The organism is Alistipes sp. An116 (assembly GCF_002161005.1).
In the GTDB taxonomy this organism is placed as follows: domain Bacteria; phylum Bacteroidota; class Bacteroidia; order Bacteroidales; family Rikenellaceae; genus Alistipes; species Alistipes megaguti.
The window spans coordinates 27,095-48,010 of sequence record NZ_NFLR01000019.1 but is presented as its reverse complement, the minus strand read 5'-3'; the positions used below and the strand labels follow the sequence as shown (position 1 = coordinate 48,010).

At 62.4% G+C, this 20,916-nt stretch carries 22 protein-coding genes; 14 read left to right on the top strand and 8 right to left on the bottom strand.

The features are described from left to right. Positions 1 to 286 precede the first annotated feature (286 nt). The 11 genes from B5E60_RS11230 to B5E60_RS11180 all read left to right on the top strand — a co-directional run bounded on the left by B5E60_RS11230 (position 287) and on the right by B5E60_RS11180 (position 9,265). Positions 287 to 1,873 (top strand): NAD+ synthase, encoded by a 1,587-nt coding sequence (locus tag B5E60_RS11230; RefSeq protein WP_087311647.1) that lies wholly within the window; start codon positions 287 to 289, stop codon positions 1,871 to 1,873. 3 nt (positions 1,874 to 1,876) lie between these two features. Continuing rightward, on the top strand, positions 1,877 to 2,299 hold the full coding sequence (locus B5E60_RS11225; protein ID WP_087311645.1) for a SoxR reducing system RseC family protein: 423 nt from the start codon (positions 1,877 to 1,879) through the stop codon (positions 2,297 to 2,299). Further along, complete coding sequence (locus B5E60_RS11220; RefSeq protein ID WP_087311643.1) at positions 2,299 to 3,396, top strand: RnfABCDGE type electron transport complex subunit B; 1,098 nt, start codon at positions 2,299 to 2,301, stop codon at positions 3,394 to 3,396. The genes B5E60_RS11225 and B5E60_RS11220 overlap by 1 nt, the downstream gene beginning before the upstream one ends. A gap of 17 nt (positions 3,397 to 3,413) precedes the next feature. Beyond that, the gene (gene rsxC / locus B5E60_RS11215; protein WP_087311641.1) at positions 3,414 to 4,763 is read left to right on the top strand and encodes an electron transport complex subunit RsxC; all 1,350 of its coding nucleotides are present in this window, start codon (positions 3,414 to 3,416) and stop codon (positions 4,761 to 4,763) included. A 42-nt stretch (positions 4,764 to 4,805) separates the two neighbouring features. After that, positions 4,806 to 5,774: an RnfABCDGE type electron transport complex subunit D gene (locus B5E60_RS11210; RefSeq protein WP_087311639.1), complete on the top strand. Its 969-nt coding sequence runs from the start codon at positions 4,806 to 4,808 to the stop codon at positions 5,772 to 5,774. Between the two features lie 13 nt (positions 5,775 to 5,787). Next, positions 5,788 to 6,453 carry an RnfABCDGE type electron transport complex subunit G gene (locus B5E60_RS11205; protein WP_239403320.1) on the top strand — a complete coding sequence of 222 codons (666 nt, stop codon included), beginning with the start codon at positions 5,788 to 5,790 and terminating at the stop codon, positions 6,451 to 6,453. Beyond that, positions 6,446 to 7,030, top strand: a complete 585-nt coding sequence (rsxE, locus tag B5E60_RS11200; RefSeq protein WP_087311659.1) for an electron transport complex subunit RsxE — start codon at positions 6,446 to 6,448, stop codon at positions 7,028 to 7,030. The genes B5E60_RS11205 and rsxE overlap by 8 nt, the downstream gene beginning before the upstream one ends. 2 nt (positions 7,031 to 7,032) lie before the next feature. Then, positions 7,033 to 7,611, top strand: coding sequence for an electron transport complex subunit RsxA (rsxA, locus tag B5E60_RS11195; protein ID WP_087311637.1), 579 nt, complete (start codon positions 7,033 to 7,035; stop codon positions 7,609 to 7,611). A 194-nt stretch (positions 7,612 to 7,805) separates the two neighbouring features. Further along, positions 7,806 to 8,348, top strand: a complete 543-nt coding sequence (hpt, locus tag B5E60_RS11190; RefSeq protein WP_087311635.1) for a hypoxanthine phosphoribosyltransferase — start codon at positions 7,806 to 7,808, stop codon at positions 8,346 to 8,348. Next, a complete protein-coding gene (locus tag B5E60_RS11185) occupies positions 8,348 to 8,983 on the top strand; it encodes a 7-carboxy-7-deazaguanine synthase QueE (RefSeq protein WP_087311633.1) in 636 nt (211 codons plus the stop codon). The genes hpt and B5E60_RS11185 overlap by 1 nt, the downstream gene beginning before the upstream one ends. 6 nt (positions 8,984 to 8,989) lie before the next feature. Beyond that, positions 8,990 to 9,265: an FtsB family cell division protein gene (locus B5E60_RS11180; protein WP_087311631.1), complete on the top strand. Its 276-nt coding sequence runs from the start codon at positions 8,990 to 8,992 to the stop codon at positions 9,263 to 9,265. A 152-nt stretch (positions 9,266 to 9,417) separates the two neighbouring features. Here the strand turns inward: B5E60_RS11180 and thiL are convergent, their stop codons facing one another. Next, a complete protein-coding gene (thiL, locus tag B5E60_RS11175; protein ID WP_087311657.1) occupies positions 9,418 to 10,356 on the bottom strand; it encodes a thiamine-phosphate kinase in 939 nt (312 codons plus the stop codon). Positions 10,357 to 10,469: 113 nt separating this feature from the next. Here thiL and aroQ point away from each other — a divergent pair, with 113 nt between their 5' ends. The 3 genes from aroQ to B5E60_RS11160 are packed head-to-tail and all read left to right on the top strand — an operon-like array spanning position 10,470 to position 13,874. Continuing rightward, positions 10,470 to 10,901, top strand: coding sequence for a type II 3-dehydroquinate dehydratase (gene aroQ / locus B5E60_RS11170; protein ID WP_087311628.1), 432 nt, complete (start codon positions 10,470 to 10,472; stop codon positions 10,899 to 10,901). Positions 10,902 to 10,943: 42 nt separating this feature from the next. After that, positions 10,944 to 12,419 (top strand): pyruvate kinase, encoded by a 1,476-nt coding sequence (gene pyk / locus B5E60_RS11165; RefSeq protein WP_087311626.1) that lies wholly within the window; start codon positions 10,944 to 10,946, stop codon positions 12,417 to 12,419. A gap of 3 nt (positions 12,420 to 12,422) precedes the next feature. Beyond that, on the top strand, positions 12,423 to 13,874 hold the full coding sequence (locus B5E60_RS11160; protein ID WP_087311624.1) for a lipopolysaccharide biosynthesis protein: 1,452 nt from the start codon (positions 12,423 to 12,425) through the stop codon (positions 13,872 to 13,874). Between the two features lie 36 nt (positions 13,875 to 13,910). On the opposite strand, the gene buk is transcribed toward B5E60_RS11160, so the two are convergent. The 7 genes from buk to B5E60_RS11125 form a co-directional block, all read right to left on the bottom strand. Further along, positions 13,911 to 14,978 carry a butyrate kinase gene (gene buk, locus B5E60_RS11155; RefSeq protein WP_087311622.1) on the bottom strand — a complete coding sequence of 356 codons (1,068 nt, stop codon included), beginning with the start codon at positions 14,976 to 14,978 and terminating at the stop codon, positions 13,911 to 13,913. Positions 14,979 to 15,024: 46 nt separating this feature from the next. Beyond that, positions 15,025 to 15,933: a phosphate acyltransferase gene (locus B5E60_RS11150; RefSeq protein WP_087311620.1), complete on the bottom strand. Its 909-nt coding sequence runs from the start codon at positions 15,931 to 15,933 to the stop codon at positions 15,025 to 15,027. A gap of 48 nt (positions 15,934 to 15,981) precedes the next feature. Next, positions 15,982 to 17,184 carry an acetate/propionate family kinase gene (locus B5E60_RS11145; RefSeq protein WP_087311617.1) on the bottom strand — a complete coding sequence of 401 codons (1,203 nt, stop codon included), beginning with the start codon at positions 17,182 to 17,184 and terminating at the stop codon, positions 15,982 to 15,984. Positions 17,185 to 17,227: 43 nt separating this feature from the next. After that, positions 17,228 to 17,602, bottom strand: a complete 375-nt coding sequence (gene crcB / locus B5E60_RS11140) for a fluoride efflux transporter CrcB (RefSeq protein ID WP_087311615.1) — start codon at positions 17,600 to 17,602, stop codon at positions 17,228 to 17,230. Positions 17,603 to 17,706: 104 nt separating this feature from the next. Then, the gene (locus tag B5E60_RS11135) at positions 17,707 to 18,963 is read right to left on the bottom strand and encodes a glutamate-5-semialdehyde dehydrogenase (protein ID WP_087311613.1); all 1,257 of its coding nucleotides are present in this window, start codon (positions 18,961 to 18,963) and stop codon (positions 17,707 to 17,709) included. Positions 18,964 to 18,967: 4 nt separating this feature from the next. After that, positions 18,968 to 20,059 carry a glutamate 5-kinase gene (gene proB, locus B5E60_RS11130; RefSeq protein ID WP_087311611.1) on the bottom strand — a complete coding sequence of 364 codons (1,092 nt, stop codon included), beginning with the start codon at positions 20,057 to 20,059 and terminating at the stop codon, positions 18,968 to 18,970. A gap of 69 nt (positions 20,060 to 20,128) precedes the next feature. After that, on the bottom strand, positions 20,129 to 20,800 hold the full coding sequence (locus B5E60_RS11125; protein ID WP_087311610.1) for a response regulator transcription factor: 672 nt from the start codon (positions 20,798 to 20,800) through the stop codon (positions 20,129 to 20,131). Between the last annotated feature and the right edge of the window lie 116 nt (positions 20,801 to 20,916).

Genomic DNA, 20,916 nt, shown 5'->3' with positions numbered 1-20,916 from the left:
AGCAGGCAGGGGGCCGAGGCAGGGGGCCGAAGCAGGTGGCCGAGGCAGGGGACCGGAGCAGGGGCCGTCATCCGAAGGTCCCACCTTTGAAAAGCCTTCTCCCTTGAAAGTATCGAATCATGGAACGGGATTCCGCACCGGCGGAGTCCCGTTTTCGTATGCCTCTCTTTTTTAAAGTTTTTTCGGAACTGCGGATGTTAATTTATTAACACGGAAAAGTTTTCCTACTTTTCCAAATAATCCTTAAATTTGCCGCGATTGGATCTTTCCGACTTAAATTACTGCCATGAAAATAGCCATAGCCCAGTTGAACTACACGATCGGTGACATCGACGGCAATACTTCGAAAATCATCGATTCCATTAACAAAGCAAAGGCCCGGCATGCCGATCTGGTCATTTTCGCCGAGCAGGCCGTGAGCGGGACTCCGGCGTTCGACCTCCTCCGCAAAACGACGTTCCTCGAACTGTGTGAAGATGCCCTGGTGGAGATCGCCTCCTGCTGCGACGGTATCGCCGCCATCGTCGGCCTCCCGATTCTTACCGACAAGGGAACCGTCAGTGCCGCAGCCCTCATCCAGGATCGCAAGGTCCTTCGCTATGTCGGCAAAAAATACATCTCCGCACGCCGCGAAATGGGTTTCCTGGTCCCCTCCAAAGGATACGAATACGCCACCATCAAGGGGCACAAGTGCGCCATCATCGTCGGCGATGACCTCAGCCGCGAACACGACTTCGACAAGTCGGTCGAAACCATCATCTCCATCAACGCCCGCCGTTACGGCAAGGGTACGATGATCTACCGCTACGAAATGATGCACAACCTGGCCTTCGTCGAGGGCAAGAACCTCGTGATGGTCAATCAGGTCGGCGGTTCGACCGAGATCGTCTACGACGGCACGTCCGGCGCCCTGAACAAACACGGCGTCCCGGTGCTGATGATGAAGAACTTCGAGGAGGATTTCCAGATCTTCGACACGGAGGCCGCCGAAACCATGCCCCCCGTCGTCATCCCCTCGACCTACAACGACCGCAACCGGCTTGTCTATGAGGCAGCCCGTTGCGGTCTGCGCGATTTCTTCCGCAAGAACAACTACGAAAAGGCCGCCATCGGCCTCTCGGGCGGTATCGACTCGGCCGTAGTGGCCTGTCTGGCCGTCGACGCGCTGGGCGCGAAGAATGTCCGGGCGCTGCTCATGCCCTCGCAGTTCTCGTCGAACGCCTCGGTCGAGGATGCCAAGACACTGGCCCGGAACCTCGGCATCGAATACAACGTCATCCCCATCTCGGAGATCTACACCAGCGTGGTCAATACGCTGAAACCCGCCATCGGCGTCACGGAGTTCGACTCCACGGAGGAGAACATCCAGACCCGTATCCGCACGGTGCTGCTCATGGCCCTGCAGAACAAGACGGGATACGTACTGCTCAACTCCTCGAACAAGAGCGAAAATGCCCTGGGCCTCTGCACCCTCTACGGCGATACGGCCGGTGCGTTCAGCCCCACGGGCGACCTCTACAAGAGTGAAATGTACGACGTGGCCCGCTATATCAACCGCCGCTTCGGCGATGTGATTCCCGACTCGATTCTCAACAAGGAGCCTTCGTCGGAACTCCACCCCGGTCAGAAGGACAGCGATATCCTTCCGCCCTACGAGGTGGTCGACGCCATTCTGTTCCGCATGATCGAGGAGGGGCAGCACCGCGAGGAGATCGTCAACGCCGGTTTCGACTCCGCCGTGGTCGAGAAGATCCACTCGATGATCATGCACAACGAAAAGAAACGTTTCCAGTTCCCGCCCGTGCTGCGTTTGTCCTCCTGCTCGTTCGGGCACGAGCGCCTCATGCCACTGACGAACAAATACGGAGACTGAACCGTGGAGGCTGGAATCATCGAACACGACGGGATCGTCGAACGCGTCGAAAAGAGGTGCGTTCGCGTGAAGATCACCTCGCAAAGCGCTTGTGGAGCCTGCAAGGCCCGGCAGGCATGCGGTATGGCCGAGGCGCAGGAGAAGATCATTGTCGTCCCGACGTCCGACGCGGAGCAGTATCGCCCCGGGGAGGAGGTCCGGGTCGGTGTCCGGAAAAAGGCCGGGCGCATCGCCGTTATGCTGGCATATGGCGGTGCGCTTGTCGTTTTGCTGGCGGCGCTCGTCGTGACGATCGTCGTCTGCGGAGCCTCCGAGGGCGCAGGGCTGCTGGCCGCACTGGGCAGCGTGGCAATCTACTACCTGCTGCTGTGGGTCTTCCGTCGCAGAATCGAACACACAATTCAATTTACAATAACTAAAATCTGATGGAAGTATTACTTTACACGATCCTGACACTGTGCGTGTTGGGTGTGCTCGCCGCCGTGATCCTCTACTTCGTGGCCCAGAAGTTCCGCGTCGAGGAGGATCCCCGGATCGACGAGGTGGAGAAAATGCTGCCCGGAGCGAACTGCGGCGGTTGTGGTTTCGCCGGATGTCGCGGTATGGCCGATGCCTTGGTCAAGCGCGATGACATCTCCGAACTCTTCTGCCCGGTCGGCGGCGGCGACTGCATGAAGGCCATTGCCGGCTATCTGGGCAAGGCTGCGGCCGAAAAACAGCCCGAAGTCGCTACGGTCCGTTGCGGCGGTACGTGCGAAAAGCGCCCCCGCACGAACGAGTACAACGGTGCCCGGTCGTGTGCCGTGGCCGCATCGCTCTATGTCGGCGAGACCGGATGTGCGTTCGGCTGTCTGGGATTCGGCGACTGTGTGGCCGCCTGCGTCTTCGACGCCATCCACATGAACCCCCAAACGGGGCTGCCCGAGGTCGATCCCGACAAGTGTACGGCCTGCGGCGCCTGCGTCAAGGCCTGCCCCAAGATGGTCATCGAACTGCGCAAGAAGTGGCCCAAGAACCGCGCCGTCTATGTGTCGTGTGTCTCGAAGGACAAGGGCGCCGTCGTGATGAAGGCCTGCAAGGCCGGTTGCATCGGCTGCGGCAAGTGCGAGAAGGTCTGCGCCTTCGGGGCCATCACCGTCACGAACAACCTGGCCTACATCGACCCGCAGAAGTGCAAGCTCTGCCGCAAGTGTGTCAACGAGTGCCCGACGGGTGCCATCAAGCTCGTCGGCATGGATCCGCTGCCCAAGGAGCCCAAGGCTCCCGCCGCCCCGAAGGCCGCTCCGGCGGAGGCTCCCAAGGCCGCTCCGGCTGCCCCGAAGGCTGCTCCGGCTGCCCCGAAAGCGGCTCCGGCGGAGGCTCCCAAGGTTGCCCCGGCTGAAAAGGCCGCACAGGTTGCCCCGAAAGCGGCTCCGGCGGAGGCTCCCAAGGCCGCACCGGCTGAAAAGGCCGCTCCGGCTGCCCCGAAAGCGGCTCCGGCGGAGGCTCCTTCGACCCCGAAAGAGCCCAATCATGAATCGTAAATAACGTTAGCAGAGATATGAAGACATTTCCAATAGGCGGAGTCCATCCGTCGGCAAACAAACTGAGCAGCGCCAAGGCCATCGAGGTGCTTCCGCTGCCCGAGGTGGTGACGATTCCCCTCGCGCAGCACATCGGAGCTCCGGCCGTGGCCAAGGTCGCCAAGGGCGACAAGGTCCTCACGGGGCAGCTCATCGCCGAAGCCGGCAGCTTCATGTCGGCAAACATCCACTCCCCGATCTCGGGTACGGTGACGGCCGTCGACCTGGTGGCCAACGGTCAGGGCCTGCGCCAGATGATGATCACCATCAAACGCGAGGGCGACGACTGGGCCGAGGGTATTGACCGCTCCGAAACGCTCGTCAAGGAGTGCCGCCTCTCCGCGCAGGAGATCATCGACCGCATCAAGCAGGCCGGCATCGTCGGCATGGGCGGCGCCACCTTCCCCACACATGTCAAACTCTCGATCCCGGCCGGCAAGAAGGCCGAATGCGTCATCATCAACGGCGTCGAGTGCGAACCCTATCTGACCTCCGACCACCGCGTGATGCTCGAACACGGCGAAGAGCTGGTCGTTGGCGTCACGATCCTGATGAAGGCCGTGGGCGTCGAGAAGGCCTACATCGGTATCGAGAACAACAAGCCCGATGCCATCGCCCATCTGCGCAAGATCGTCGCTGCGTACAAGGGAATCGAGGTCGTGCCGCTGCAGGTGCGTTATCCGCAGGGCGGTGAGAAGCAGTTGATCGCTGCCGTGACGGGCCGTCAGGTGCCGCCCCCGCCCGCACTGCCGATCGACGTCGGCGCCGTGGTCTGCAACGCCTCGACCACCTATGCCGTCTACCAGGCCGTGCAGAAGGGCATGCCGCTCATTCAGCGCGTGGTGACGATCACCGGCAAGAGCCTCAGGGAGCCCAAGAACCTGCTGACGCGCATGGGTACCCCCGTTTCGGCGCTGATCGCCGCCGCCGGCGGTCTGCCCGAAAATACGGGCAAGGTGATCAACGGCGGTCCGATGATGGGTCGCGCGATGGTCAACCTCGATTCGCCCGTCACGAAGGGCTGCTCGGGCATCACCGTGATGTCGGAGCACGACGCCCGCCGCCGGGTGGCCACGCAGTGCATCAAGTGCGCCAAGTGCGTCGCCGCCTGCCCGATGGGTCTGGAGCCCTACTACCTCTCGAAGATGACCCAGAAGAAGAACTGGGACGAGGTCGAGGCCCGCATGATCACCTCGTGCATCGAGTGCGGCTGCTGCCAGTCGACCTGCCCGGCCTATCTGCCGCTGCTGGACTGGATTCGTCTGGGCAAACAGACCACCATGGGGCGTATCCGCGCCCGTGCGGCCGCCGCTGCCCCCAAAAAATAACGCGGTCCGTCAATCCGAAAATTAAAACTTACGATAACACTTATGGCAAACAAACTTATTGTCGCTCCCTCGCCGCACGTCCAGACCTTGCAGTCGACGGCGCACATCATGCGCGACGTGGTGATCGCCCTGTTGCCCGCGCTGGTCGTCTCGACCATCGTCTTCGGGGTCGACGTGCTTCGGGTGACGGCCCTCTCGGTCGCTGCCTGCGTGGTGTTCGAATTCCTGATTCAGAAATACGTGGTCCGCGGCCCGCTGACCATCTCCAACTGGTCGGCCGTCGTTACGGGCGTGCTGCTGGCCTTCAACCTCCCGGCCTCGATCCCCTGGTGGATCGTCCTCATCGGCGCCTTCGTCGCCATCGCCATCGCCAAGATGACCTTCGGCGGCCTGGGCAAGAACCCCTTCAATCCGGCTCTGGTCGGACGTGTCTTCCTGCTCGTGGCCTATCCCGTGCAGATGACCACTTGGCCCCTGCCCGTCAACGGCGCCTTCGACGCCCTGTCGGGCGCTACGCCGCTGGCGGCCGTCAAACAGGGTCTGGCCGCCCCCGATGCCCTCGGCGTGCAGGATCTGCTGCTGGGCAACATGCCCGGTTCGCTGGGTGAGGTTGCCGCACTGGCCCTGCTCGTCGGGTTTGTCTACCTGCTGTGGCGCCGCGTCATCACGTGGCACATCCCGGTGACGATCCTCGTGACGATGGCCCTGTTCGCCTTCGTGGTGGCCCTGTGCAAGGGCGAGTCGGGCGCCATGCTCTGGCAGCTGCCCCTGTTCCACGTACTGGCCGGCGGCGCCATCCTCGGTTCGGTCTTCATGGCCACCGACTACTCGACCTCGCCGATGACCGTCAAGGGCGGCGTGATCTTCGGTATCGGTATCGGCGTCATCACGATGCTCATCCGTCTGTGGGGCGCCTATCCCGAGGGCATGTCGTTCGCCATCCTCTTGATGAACGCCTGCGTGCCCCTGATCAACAAGTATGTCAAACCCAAACGCTTCGGCGTAAAATAAGGAGGAAGGATCCATGAAAAGTACACTTGTCAACATGACTGCGGTCCTCTTCGTCATTACGCTCGTGGCGTCGGCCGGCGTCGGCGTCGTGAACATGATCACCGAAGAGCCGATCGCCCTGGCCAAGGAGGCCGCCACGAAGGCCGCTCTTGCCGAAGTGCTCCCGGCCTTTGATTCGACCGAGGAGCAGACCCTGACCGTCGATGAACTCCCCATTACGGTCTACACCGCCACCAAAGAGGGTCAGGTGACCGGTTATGCCGTGCAGACGATGACCAAACAGGGCTTCAACGGCGTTGTTCGGCTGATGGTGGGCTTCACGCCCGACGGCGAGGTCGTCAACGTCAACGTCCTCGAACAGTCCGAGACCCCCGGTCTGGGAACCAAAATGGCCGATGAAGGCAACCCGCTGCTGGGCAGCATTCAGGGCCAGAAACTCGAAAACAAGAAACTCGTCGACGGAAAACTCGCCGTGACGAAGGATGGCGGCGATGTCGATGCGCTGACGGCCGCTACGATCTCCTCGCGTGCCTATGTCGATGCCGTCAACCGCGCCTGGATGGCCTACAAGAGTGTGGCTGCGGGCGTCGAGGCTACGGATACCGCCTCCGGTGCCACGCATTCCGTCGCTGAACAAACCAATGAGCCTGCGGCTCAGGAAGGAGGGCAATATGAATAAACTGAAAATCGCCTTGAGCGGCATCATCAAGAACAACCCGACGTTCGTACTGGTGCTCGGCATGTGCCCCACGCTGGGTACCACCACCTCGGCCGAAAACGGCATGGGTATGGGTCTGGCTACGGCCGCCGTGCTGACCCTGTCGAACCTCGCGATCTCGCTTATCAAGAACCTCATCCCGGACAAGGTCCGCATCCCGGCCTTCATCGTCGTGATCGCCTCGTTCGTCACCGTGATCCAGATGCTGATGCAGGCCTTCGTGCCGGCACTCTACGCCTCGCTGGGCGTCTTCATCCCGCTGATCGTCGTCAACTGCATCATCCTCGGACGCGCCGAGGCCTTCGCCTCGAAAAACTCGCCCGTCGACTCGATGATGGACGGTCTGGGCGTCGGTCTGGGTTTCACCCTCTCGCTGACGGTCATCGGCGCCGTGCGCGAGATCCTCGGCAGCGGCGCCATCTTCGGCGTCAGCCTCGGCATCTCCGACTACACGCCCCTGATCTTCGTCCTCGCACCCGGTGCCTTCCTCGTGTTGGGGTATCTGATGGTTCTGTTTAACAAATTAGCCAAGAAGTAGTCATGGAGATCTCCTATTTCGCAATCATCATCGGCGCCATCTTCGTCAACAACGTCGTTCTGGCCCAGTTCCTCGGCATCTGCCCCTTCCTGGGCGTGTCGTCGAAGGTCGAAACCTCGATGGGTATGGGTGCCGCTGTTACGTTCGTCATGGCCCTGACCGCGCTGGTGGCCTGGCCCATTCAGACCTATATCCTCGTCCCGCTGCACATCGAGTACATGCAGACGATCGTCTTCATCCTTGTCATCGCAGCGCTGGTGCAGATGGTCGAGATCATCCTCAAGAAGGTTTCCCCGTCGCTCTATCAGGCGCTGGGTATCTTCCTGCCGCTGATCACCACGAACTGCGCCGTGCTGGGCGTCGCCATCCTCATGATCCAGAAGGAGTTCAACCTGCTGCAGAGCGTCGCCTATTCGGTCTCCACGGCCCTGGGATTCGCCCTGGCACTGGTGATTTTTGCCGGCATCCGCGAGCGTCTGGAGTTCGAGGAGGTGCCCAAGGCCTTCCGCGGTGTCCCCATCGCCCTGATTACGGCCGGCATCCTGGCCATGGCCTTCCTCGGCTTCTCGGGTCTGGTTTAGTGAATGCTCCCGGGGACGGACCTGCACCGGTCCGCCGCCCGCCAACGATTCGGTCCGTACGTCGTTCTGCCTTCGTGCAGCGACGTGCGGACCGTTTCTTTGTAAAAAAATGAGGCGTTTCTTCGTTTCTTGACGGCAATTCGCTATTTTTGCACTATTGTAATCTCATAATCCCCAAAAAATTCCCGAACTGCATGGAGGATATCATAAAACTTCACGACAGGAAGTTCAAGATCATGATTCCCGCGGCCAAGATCGACCAGGCGGTCGAGGCGGTCGCCCAACGGATCAATCACGATTATGCCGACAAGGAGACCCCCTTGTTTCTGGGCATTCTCAACGGTTCGTTCATGTTCATGAGCGATCTGATCAAGAAGATCGATTTCCAGAACGAACTCTCGTTCGTCAAACTCGCCTCCTACGAAGGCACCGAATCCTCGGGACAGGTGCGCAGTCTGATCGGTCTGACCACGCCGATCGAGGGCCGTCACGTCATCATCGTCGAGGACATCGTCGACACGGGCGAGTCGATCGACCACATGATCCGCGATCTGGAGAAGCGCAAACCTGCCTCGATCGAGGTCTGCACGCTCTTCTTCAAGCCCGGCTCCTACCGCAAGACACGCCCGATCAAGTACCGCGCCATGGAGATCGGCAATGAATTCATCGTCGGCTACGGTCTGGACTACAACCAGCTGGGCCGCAGTCTGAAGGATATTTACGTCGTGACGGAGTAATGGCTGTGACGACTGATCCCGCGTTGTTCGACGGCGGGCGGATGCTGCCCCTCGTCGAGGACTTCTATACGATTCAGGGCGAGGGTTTCCATGCCGGAAAGCCCGCCTATTTCATCCGGCTGGGCGGCTGCGACGTCGGCTGCCGGTGGTGCGACGCCAAGTATACGTGGAACCCAAAGCTCTATCCGCCGACCGACGTGCGGACGGTCATCGAGCGTGCCACGTCGTGTCCGGCGCAGGCCATCGTCATTACGGGCGGCGAACCGCTGCTCTATCCTCTGGGCGTGCTGACCGACGAACTGCGCAAAAAGGGGCTCGAGATCTTCCTCGAAACCTCCGGGTCGCACCCCTTCAGCGGGGTGTTCGACTGGGTCTGCCTCTCGCCCAAGCGGCAGCAGCCCCCGTTGGACGAGGCATACGGCCGGGCCGACGAACTGAAGGTAATCATCGAATCGGAGGCCGATCTGGAGTGGGCCGAGCAGAATGCCGCCCGCGTACGCCGGCGTTGCCTGCTCTACCTGCAGCCCGAGTGGAGCCGTTCGGAGGAGGTCATGCCCCTGCTGGTGGAGTATGCCAAGGCCCATCCGCGCTGGAACATCTCGATCCAGACCCACAAGTACATGCATATTCCGTAGCCGGTGATGAAGATTCGGATTGGACGTCGTTTCTGGATCCTCCTCACGGCAGGCATCGTGGTCTTCTCGGTCTTCGTGATCGGGCGGAACGCCCTGCATGCCGTGAAGATCAAACGGCAGATCAATGGCCTCGAGCGGCAGTATGACTTCTACGTCGAAAAGATCGCTCAGGACAGTACGCTGCTCGAAAGACTGCGTTACGACGACTATCTCGAAGAGTATGCCCGCGAGCATTACCACATGCAGCGGCGCAACGAACACGTCTACATCCTGGAAGAGTAGACGGCCGATAGGCGGCACCAGCGAATCGGGCCCTTCTCCATCGGGAGAGGGCCCGATTTTTTGGGGGCTGGCGGGAGTGGCCGGTGAGTTGCTCCTGGAACGACGGTGGAGCGAAAGTACGGGCTGTCGTTTCGGTCCGCGCGGGTGCTCCGCTAATAGTGCGAAAATCCCTGCCAGTCGTGGGGCTCGGGGCGGCCGTTGCGCAGCCAGGTGAGCCCCGCCTCGGAGGTGATGCGGCCGATGGGGTAGAGCGGCGTGCCGAAGCGTGTGCGGAACTCCGCCGTGAGCCGTTCGGCCGAGGCGGTGTCGGCCGTCAGCAGCAGCTTGTAGTCCTCGCCCCCGCAGAGCGCCGTCTGCAGGTCGGAGCCCGCGGCCACGGGAATCTGTTCGAGGTCGATCTCCGCCCCGACGTGCGAGAGGTCGAGGATGTGGCGCAGATCCGAAGCCAGCCCGTCCGAGAGGTCCATCATGGCGTGGACCTCCGGCCGCGAGCCGAACCACACCCCCTCGTCGACCTGCGGCACGGGGTTGCGGTGGAGGGCAGCCAGCGGGGTGTCGAGCCGTCCGGCAAGCAGATCGCGCAGTCCGGCTCCCGAGGCGCCCAGTTCACCTGCTGCAAAGATCACGTCGCCCGGGCGGGCGTCGCGGCGCCGCTTGAGGTGCGTAAGGGGGGCGCGGCCGATGGCCGTGACGTTGATCGTGATGCCGGCTTCGGAGCGCGTCGTGTCACCCCCGACAAGCGGCGTGGAGTAGCGTTCGGAGAGCGTGCGGTACCCCTCGATGAACTCCAGCGCCCACGACTGGGCGGCATCCCGCGGAAGGGCGATCGACAACAGCGTCGCTACGGGCCGCGCCCCCATCGAGGCCACGTCGCTCAGATTGACGGCCAGCGATTTGCCGCCCAGTTCGCGCGCCGAGGTGGCGTGGCGCAGGAAGTGGACCCCCTCGGTCAGCAGGTCCGCCGTGAAGACAAGCGCCTCGCCCCCGGCGAGCGGCAGCACGGCGCAATCGTCGCCGATCCCCTCGAAACCCTGATCGGGAATCGGGGCGAAAAGTCGGCGTATCTGTTCGATGAATCCGAATTCGGTCATGTTTTTGTTGCGGCTGTGGGGCAAAGATACCGATTTTTCGTCGAAAATAGTTACCTTTGTTCCGAATTCCCCGGCCGCGATCCCCGCGGCGCGGACCCATAACCCGTAAACTCATGAAAATACTGATTCTCAATGGCCCGAATCTCAACCTGCAGGGACGTCGCGACCCGGCCGTCTACGGCACGCAAACCTTCGGGAAACTCTTCGATGAATTGCGCTCCCGTTATCCACAGGTCGAGTTCGACTGCGTGCAGTCGAACCACGAAGGGGTGCTCATCGACACGATCCAGCAGGCCGACGGCCGCTTCGACGGCGTCGTGCTCAATGCCGGCGGATACACCCATACGTCGGTGGCACTGCGGGATGCCGTGGCTGCCGTCGAGGTGCCGGTTGTCGAGGTGCACATCTCCTCGATCCTCGCCCGCGAGTCGTTCCGCCACACCTCGCTGCTCGCCTCCGTGGCCATGGGGTCGATCATGGGCTTCGGGCTCGACTCCTATCGTCTGGGTGTCGAGGCACTGATTCACGCCGCTGCGGCCCGATAGTTGGGGGATTCACAGGTTATCAACGCAAAAAAGAATTTCGTTATGTATCGCATGAAAAACACCAAGATCGTCGCCACCATGTCGGATTTCCGCTGCACCGAGGAGTTCGTCCAGAAGCTCTTCGACGCCGGAATGGACGTCGTCCGTGTCAATTCGGCCCACGTCACCGAGGAGGGTGCCACGAAGATCGTCGAGACCGTACACCGGGTTAACCCCGCCATTCCGATCATGATCGACACGAAAGGCCCCGAGATCCGCGTCACGACGATCGCCGATGAATACGGAAACAGCATTCGCTTCCAGGCCGGCGACCGCGTCGTCGTGCGCGGTTCCGACGGCTCGGACCTCTCGACGCGCAAGGTCATCTACATGAACGTTCCCTCGATCGTCCGCGACATCCCCGTCGGCGCCCGCATGCTGATCGCCGACGGCGAGTTGGAGATCCGCGTTCTGGGCAAGAGTGACGAGGAGCTCGACTGTGAATTCGTGGTCGGCGGAGCCCTCCGCTCGCGCAAGAGCGTCAACGTGCCGGGTGTCTCGATCGACCTCCCGTCGGTGACGGCCAAGGACCGCCGCTTCATCGAGTGGGCCGTGCGCAACGACGTCGACTTCATCGCCCATTCGTTCGTCCGCTCGGCACGCGACGTGAAGGCCGTGCAGGAGATCCTCGACGCCCACGGCAGCAATATCAAGATCATCTCCAAGATCGAAAACCAGGAGGGGCTCGATAATATCGACGAGATCATCGAGGCCTCGTACGGCATCATGGTCGCCCGCGGCGACCTGGGGGTCGAACTCCCCGCCGAGGAGATCCCCAATGCCCAGCGCCGCATCGTCGAGAAGTGCATCTGCGCCAAGCGTCCGGTGATCATCGCCACGCAGATGCTCTATTCGATGGTCAAGTCGCCGCGCCCGACCCGTGCCGAAGTCAGCGACGTGGCCAGCGCCATCTACGAGCGCGTCGATGCCGTGATGCTGAGCGACGAGACCGCCATGGGCGACTATCCCGTCGAGTCGGTCGAGACGATGGCCCGCGTGGCCCGCGCCATCGAACGCGACGGCGAGCACTTCCAGCCCATGATCGACATGAACATGGTCTCCGTAAACCACGAAATCACCGCCCAGCTGGCCCGGTCGGCCGTGCGCGCCTCGACCAACCTGCCGATCAAGTATGTCATCCTCGACACCAAGACCGGCCGCACGGGGCGTTATCTGGCGGCGTTCCGCGGCCGCAAGAACGTCATGGCTGTCTGCTACTCGCTCCACGCGCAGCGCATTCTGGCCCTGTCGTACGGCGTGGTGCCCATTCTGCGCAAGCAGGAGCTCTCGGATCGCTACCACTTCCTGGTCGATGCGCTGGAGTTCATCGACCAGTACCACAAACTCGATGACGAGGATCTGATGGCCATCGTCGGCGGCAGCTTCGGCCCCGACGGCGGCGCTTCGTACGTCGAGATCTCCAACGTGAGAAATCTCCGGCGCCGCAACGCCGAGATCGTCGCCCAGCAGAAAGCCTAGGTCTTGGCCGGAGAACTCAAAGAGAAGGTCACTCAGGGGGTCGCCTGGAGCATGGCCGAGAAGATCGGATCCATGCTTCTGACCATGGCCGTGCGCTTCGTGATCCTGCGTCTGCTGACGCGCGAGATCATGGGCTTCATGGCCATCCCTACGGCCATCGTCACCGTGCTGCTGGTCATCGTCGACGGCGGTTTCTCGCAGGGCCTCATCCGCCGCAAGGATCCTTCGGGAACGGACTACAAGTCGGTCTTTCTCTTCAACATGACCGTCTCGCTGGGCTGTTACGTGGGAATGGTGGCTACGGCGCCGCTGCTGGCCCGCTGGTACGACATGCCCGTCATCGCTGAGATTGCTCCGGTCTTCTACCTGCTGCTCCCGCTGACGGCCCTGTGTGCCGTGCAGAACACGATCTTCATCCGGCAGTTCCGCTTCGCCCTGCTGTCGAAGGTCACCTTCCTCTCGTCGCTCGTCGGCGGGCTGGCCGCCATCGGCTGCGCGCTGGCCGGGTGGGGAATCTGGAGTCTGGTCATCGAACGGGTCGTCTCGGTGGGGCTGCGCACGGGCATCCTCTGGTGGCTCAGTGACTGGCGCCCCCGCGGCAGCTTCTCCCCGCAGCCGCTGCACGAGATGTCGAAGTTCGGATGCAGCCTGATGGCCACCGATCTGATCTCGAACTTCTACAACAAGATCCCGCAGTTCTTCCTCGGATCGCTCTATCCGGCCGCTACGCTCGGCTCGTTCGATCAGGCCGTCAAGATCAAGGACATGCCCGCGGTGACGGGCGTCCAGGCCGTGCAGAATGTCACCTTCCCGGCCTTTTCGAAGATCCGCGACGACCTTCCGAAACTCACCGAAAGCTACCGCCAGGTGGTGATGATCGTCGCCTACGTCATGTTCCCCGTCATGCTGGGGCTTTCGGCCGTGTCCCACGACCTCTTCGCCGTGCTGCTGTCCGAAGAGTGGATGCCCACGGTCCCCTATTTCGAGGTGGTCTGTCTGGCCGGGTTGTTCTCGCCCGTGGCCGTCATCTCGATGAACATCCTCAAGGCCCGCAGCGCCGGCCCGCTCATCGTGCGGCTCGAAATCCTGAAAAAGATCGTTATGACGGTGATCTTTGCCGTGACGATCCCCCACAGCGTCATGGCTGTCGTCTGGGGACTGGTCGCCATCGCCTTCTGCGAAATGGTCATCAACTTCTGGGCCACGCGCCGCTTCACGCAGCTGACCCTCGGCCGCTTCCTCCGCACGCTGCTCCCCATGGCTCTGCTCTCCGTCGTAATGTGGCTGGCCGTACGCGGCGTCGGAATGTGGATCCCCGACAGTGCCATACTGCGTCTGCTGGTCGGGGTGACGGTCGGCGTGGCGCTCTACGTCGGCCTCTCGGCCCTCTTCCGCCTCGAAGCCTTCCGTCTGGTCTGCGACCTCCTGAAAAAACAGATCGTCCACAAGGCGTAGACGATCTGTTTTCCATTCGGGTGCGATGCCCGGCTCCTATTCGTAGACTTTCGGGGTGATGATCCCCCGCAGCACCACCAGCGCATTCTGTACCAGCGCCTCGAGTTCATTCTCTCCGGGATAGACCGTCACCGGGGCGATGAACGAGCAGTGGCGGCGGATATACTCCACGACCGGCTCGTTGTAGGCGATGCCGCCCGTGAGCAGAATGCCCTCCACGTCTCCCTCGAGTGCGGCGGCCATTGCGCCGATCTGCTTCGAGATGTTGTAGCACATGGCGTCCAGCACCTTCCGGGCCCGCTGGTCCCCCTGTGCGATGCGTTCCATCACCTGAATGACGGAGTTCGTCCCCAGATAGGCCACCAGTCCGCCCTTGCTCGAAACGTATTTCAACAGCTCCTCGCGGGTGTACTGTCCCGAGAAGCAGACCTTGATCAGGTCGCTCGACGGAATGCTCCCCGCACGGTCCGGGGCGAAGGGCCCGTCGCCGTCCAGCGCATTGTTGACGTCGACGATCCGCCCCCGGCGGTGAGCTGCCACCGAGATGCCGCCGCCCATGTGGGCCACGATCAGGTTCGTCTCCTCGTATGTGCGGCCCGTCTTCTCGCAGTGCAGCCGCGCGGTGGCCTTCTGGTTCAGGGCGTGGAAGACCGACTTGCGCGGGCACATCGGCATGCCGGTGATCCGCGCCGTGTCGTCCATCTCGTCCACCACCGGCGGATCGGCAATGTAGGCCTTCACCTTGGCCATGTGGGCGATCTGGGCCGCAAGCAGTCCGCCCAGGTTGCAGGCGTGCTTCATCACGGCGTTGCGCAGGTCGTAGCGCATCCGCGAATTCACCTCGTAGACTCCTGCCGGTATCGGGTGGATCAGCCCTCCGCGGCCGATGACGGCCGACAGTTCGCGAAGCGGAAAGTTTGCCTCGCGAAGGGCCGAAAGGATCAATCCCCGCCGCCAGTCCAGCTGGTCGATGACGTCGGTGAAGCGTTGCAGCTCCTCGGTCGAATGGCGCAGCGTCAAATCCAACAAAGGCCGCTCTTCCTCGTAAAGAGCGACCTTTGTGGATGTTGAGCCGGGATTTATAGCTAAGATCTTGTAGCTCATAAAGTTTTCGGTTCAGGGTTAGTGTGCGGCTATCCCGCCGCAAAGGTCATTTCTTCACGGCCAGGCAAGCCAGTGCGATCGAGTAGAGTTTCGTGAGGCTCGTATCGCCGCGCGAGGTCAGCACGCACGGTACGTTCGTACCCATGACCATGGCGGCCAGCTCGCCGCCGCACAGGTGCGTCGTGCTCTTGAAGAAGACGTTGGCCGACTCCAGGTTCGGGAAGAGCAGGCAGTCCGGATCGCCGGCCACCGACGAACCCTTCACCTTCTTGTGCTCGGCAACCTCCTTGTAGAGGGCTACGTCCAGCGACAGCGGGCCGTCGACAATCACGTTGCCCAACTGGCCGCGGTCGCCCATCTTGGCCAGAATGGCGCCGTCGGTCGACGATACCACGCTCGTGAGAACCTGCTCCGAGGGGGCGATGCAGGCGATCTTCGGGCAGTCGATGCCCAGCAGCTTGGCCGTCTGGGCCAGGTAGCCGATCTGCTTCATCTTCTGCTTGAAGTCCGGCAGCGGAATGACGGCCACGTCCGAGATGATGAGCAGCTTGTGGTAGCACGGCATCTCGATGATCGAGACGTGGCTCAGCACGCCCTTCGGCGGGAAGAGGCCGGCATCCTTGTTCAGGATTCCGCGCATGTATTTGTCCGTCGAGACCAGACCCTTCATCAGTACGTCGGCATTGCCGGCCACTACGGCGGCGACGGCCTGCTGCACGCACTTCACGTCATTGGTTTCGTTGACGATGTTGAAGGCCTTGATGTCGATGTTGTTTTCCGAGCAGACCTGCTCGATCACGGCCTTGTCGCCGTAGAGCGTCGGCTCGACAAGTCCCTTCTTGTAGGCTTCGTAGACCGCTGCCAGCGTGTGCGAATCCTGGCCGTAGGCTACGGCAAGACGTCTTTTACCCCTCTTTCTCGCCTCTTCGACGATCTCGGTAAGATGCTGAATCATGATGTTTGAGTTTTTTGGGATGGTTTATCCGTTGTTTGTTTGTCTCTTCTATTTGACCAGGTTGTAGGTGTCCGTGGCGATCATCAGCTCCTCGTCGGTGGCAATCACGGCCACCTTCACCTTCGAGTCGGCCTTCGAGAGCAGCTTGTTCACGCCCCGGGCGCCGCGGTTGGCCTCCGGGTCGAACTCCACGCCCATGAACTCCAGACCCGTGCAGACCGCCTCGCGCATCTCGCTCGAGTTCTCGCCCACACCGCCCGTGAAGACGATCAGATCCACGCCGCCCATTTCGGCCGCATACTGCCCGACGAACTTCTTGATGCGCAGGTAGTACATGTCGCGCGCCAGGATGGCCCGTTCGTTGCCCTCGTCGTAGGCGCGGTCGATGTCGCGCATGTCGCTCGAGATGCCCGTCAGACCCAGCACGCCCGACTTCTTGTTCATCATCGTGTCGAGTTCGGCGTAGCTCATCCCCTCCTTTTCGCCGATGAAGGTGATGGCGCTGGCGTCAACCTGGCCGCAGCGCGTGCCCATGACCAGACCGTCGAGCGGCGAGAAGCCCATCGACGTGTCGTACGACTTGCCGTCGAGCACGGCCGTGATCGAGGCGCCGTTGCCGATGTGGCAGGTGATGATCTTCGAATGTGCGAAGTCCAGACCGGCCAGTTCGGCGCCGACCCGTGCCACGTACTTGTGGCTCGTTCCGTGGAAGCCATACTTGCGCACGCGATATTTCTCATAGTATTCGTAGGGCAGGGCGAACATGTAGTTCACGGCCGGGATCGTCTGGTGGAACGACGTGTCGAAGACCGTCACCTGTCTGATGCCCGGAAGCACCTTCTCCACGGCGTTGATTCCCTCGAGGCTGGCCGGGTTGTGCAGCGGTGCGATCTGGCACAGCGACTGGATCTTGGCCTTGACATCCTCCGTGACCAGGCAGCTGGCCGGGAAGTATTCGCCGCCATGGGCCACGCGGTGGCCGACGGCCTTCACCTCGTCGAGCGACGCGATGACGCCGTGCGAGGGGTCGGTCAGTGCCTCGAGCACCAGTTTGATGCCGGTCGTATGGTCGGGAATCGGCTGGTGGAGTTCGAAGGGCGTCTTGCCCACGGGTTTGTGCGTGAGGTCTCCCTCCGGAAGGCCGATGCGTTCCACGAGTCCTTTGGCGAGCAGTTTGCCCGATGCGTCCGTCATGTCGATCACCTGGTATTTGATCGACGACGAACCGCAGTTCAATACGAGAATTACCATAGTTTATTCTTTTTGAGTCTTTGTTGTTTCATTCGTTTTTGCCTCACGCCGTGCGGGTCTGCGAGCCGAGGAGCATGCCCAGCGCCGTAAAGAGCAGGCAGACCGCGATGCTCAGCACCACATAGCAGACCGCCGGGGCGTAGTCGCCGGCCCTGAGCAGCCGCACCGTATCGGCCGAAAAGGTCGAGAAGGTCGTGAAGCCTCCGCAGAGCCCCGTCACCAGCAGCCATCCCCACGTTGAGGAGTTGAGTGTCTGGAGCAGGAAGCCGATCACGAGCGATCCTACGGCATTGACCGTGAAGGTCCCCAGCGGAAAACCGAACAACAGATGGCCGCCGAGCATCCATGTTGAAAGCGCATGACGGGCCATACAGCCGATGGCGCCGCCCAGTCCCACGCAGAAGAGTTCACGAATCATAAGTAAAAGTAGGTATTATTCTACGGACTTGCAAATTTAACGAAAAAAATGATTACGGATTGTTCTGTTTTTTGCCCGAAAAGCGGGATTTTTCATCCGTTCTGCTACGGTTGCCGGATCTGGCCGTCGCCCGTGACGATGTATTTGTAGGTGGTCAGTTCGGGAAGTCCCATCGGACCCCGGGCGTGGAGCTTCTGGGTCGAGATCCCGACCTCGGCCCCGAAGCCGAACTGTCCGCCGTCGGTGAACGACGTCGGCAGGTTCACGTAGAGGCACGCCGCATCGACGCGGCGCGTGAAGCGTTCGGCCGCCGACGCATCCTCGGTTACGATCGACTCGCTGTGGTGCGACGTGTAGCGGGCGATGTGTGCGAGCGCCTCGTCGAGCGACGCAACGCTCCGGATGGCCAGCTTGTAGTCGAGAAACTCCGTGCCGTAGCTCGCTTCGGTGGCTTGTTGGAGCAGCTCGGCAGGGTAGTGCCCTTCGAGGGCCGCGAGCGATGCGGTGTCGGCGTAGAGCGTGACGTGGCGTTCGGCCAGCGGAGCGCAGAGCGCCGGCAGGTCATCGAGCCGCGAGCGGTGGACGAGAAGGCAGTCCAGGGCGTTGCAGACGCTCACGCGGCGTGTCTTGGCGTTGCAGATCACGCGGCGCCCCTTTTCGATATCGCCCGCCGCATCGAAGTAGGTGTGGACGATCCCCGCACCGGTCTCGATCACCGGTACGCGGGCCTCTTCGCGCACGAAGCGGATCAGTCCCGCACCGCCGCGCGGAATCACCACGTCGACGTAGCCCACGGCGTGGAGCAGCGCCCCCACGGCGGCGTGGTCCGAAGGCAGCAGCGTGAACGACGCTTCGTCGATCCCCGACCGGCGGAGCGCTTCGTGCAGCACGCGGGCAATGGCTTCGTTCGAGCGGCGTGCGTCGCTGCCGCCCTTCAGCACGCAGGCGTTGCCCGTCTTCAGGCAGAGCGAAAAGATGTCCGTCGTGACGTTGGGCCGCGCCTCGCAGATCATCCCCACGACGCCGAACGGCACGCGCACCTTGCGGATCGTCATGCCGTTGGGGCGCTTCCAGGCGGCCAGCGTCTCGCCCTGCGGCGAGGGAAGCCCGGCAACGGACTCCATGTCTGCGGCCATCGTCTCGAGCCGCTCGGGCGTGAGCCGCAGCCGGTCGCACAGCGGCGACGCGGGATCCATGGCGGCCAGATCCTCGGCGTTGGCCGCGAGGATCTCCTCCAGGTGGCGGCGCAGCGCTTCGGCCGCCGTGCGGACCGCCTCCGAGAGGCGTTCGGCCGGGATGTCAGGCAGGGCGGCGCCGGCTTGCCGGGCCGCCTCGAAAAGGGGTTGGTAATCGGTCTGCATGCGTCTATTCCAGATAGAGGTAATCACAATGAATCAGCGGGCGGAGCCCCTTGCGGCCCAGGTTGCGGCGGGCCGTGGCGCTGTCGCACGCGATGCGTCCCACGCCCAGCGGCATCCCTTCGGGCGAGAGGATCCGCACGATGTCGTCGCGCTCGAAGTCGCCCTCGACCTGCGTGACCCCCACGGCCAGGATGCTCGCCGCCTGGCTCCGCCGGATGGCCTCGACCGCTCCGGCATCGAGCCGCAGCGCCCCCTTGGCGAAGCCTTCGCTGCTGGCGATCCACTTCTTGAGCCCCGAGGCCGGGCGGGCGGAGGGTTCGAAACGCGTGCAGATCACCTCGCCGTCGCCCAGAACGAGCTCCGTCAGGATGTTGTCGCGGCGGCCGTTGGCGATCACCACCTCGATCCCTTCGCCCGCCACGCGGCTGGCGATGCGGTTCTTCGAGGTCATGCCCCCGCGTCCGCGCGACGAACGCGTCGCGTCGATATAGGGCGAGAGGTCCTCGCCCGGAGCCACGCGCCGGATGACGCGCGAGGCGGGATCCGACGGAGAACCGTCGTAGATGCCGTCGATGTTGCTCAGGATCAGCAGCGCATCGGCCCCCATCATCGCCGCCACGAGCCCCGAAAGTTCGTCGTTGTCGGTGAACATCAGCTCCGTCACGGAGATCGTGTCGTTCTCGTTGACGATCGGGATCACCCCGGCCGTCAGCATCGCCTCCATGCAGTTGCGCTGGTTGAGGTACTGGCGCCGCGTCGAGAGGCTCTCCCTGGTGGTGAGCACCTGCCCGCACGCAATGCCGTATTCGTGGAACAGGTCGTAGTAGCGCGTCATCAGCCGCACCTGTCCCACGGCCGAATAGAGCTGGCGTGCCGAGACCGTGTCGATGCGTCCCGTGCACGGTTCGAGCAGGCTGCGCCCCGAGGCTACGGCCCCCGACGAGACGAGTATCGTCTCGATGCCCGCCCGGTGGAGGCGTGCCAGCTGGTCGACCAGCGCCGAAATGCGCGTCGTGTCGGGCCGGCCCTCCTCGCGCGTGAGCACGTTGCTGCCCACCTTGACGACGATCCGGCGGTATTTCCCTTCCTGTATCATGACTCTTAACCTTGCTAACCCTTTTCATGCGGACCGATCTCCCATCGGTCCGACCGAACAGCCCCCCCCTCAGGGCTCGTACTTGTAGCCGACGCCCTTGACCGTGACGATGCGTTCGTCGCCGATCTTCTGGCGCAGCTTGCGGATGTGGACGTCGATCGTGCGGTCGCCCACGACCACCTCCGTACCCCAGATCTTGGCGTAGATCTCCTCGCGCGGAATCAGCTTGCCCGGCGACGAGTAGAGCAAATCGAGCAACGCGAACTCCTTGCGCGGAAGGCTGATCTCCTCGCCGTCGCGGATCACCATGTAGCGTTCGCGGTCGACCGTAATCCCCGCCGAAGGCCGCTTCTCGGGAGGCGTGCCGGCGTCGATGCGCTTGAGGATCGCCTGCACGCGGCTCACCAGCAGCTTCATCTTGATCGGTTTGGTCAGGTAGTCGTCGGCCCCCACGCCGAAGCCCGTCAGCTGCTGCTCCTCCTCGCCCAGCGCCGAGAGGAAAACCACCATCGTATCCTTCAGTTCGGGGTTGGCGCGGATCGCCCGGCAGGTCTGCGCACCGTCCATCACGGGCATCATCATGTCCAGCAGGATCAGATGCGGATGGCACTCGGCGGCAACCTTCAGCGCCTCGGCGCCGTTCTGCGCCGTGAAGACCTCGTAACCCTCGCGGACGAGGTTGTATCGGACGAATTCGAGGATGTCCACCTCGTCGTCCACCAGCAGGATGCGATGGCTCATTGTCGTCAGGTTCTGGGGCGGCGGACCGGAGTGCGCCGCGGGGTATACAACCTGCGAATGTAACAAAAATTTTCCGAAATCCCGCCGTTTTTTTTCGGCGGATCACCTCCCCGCGG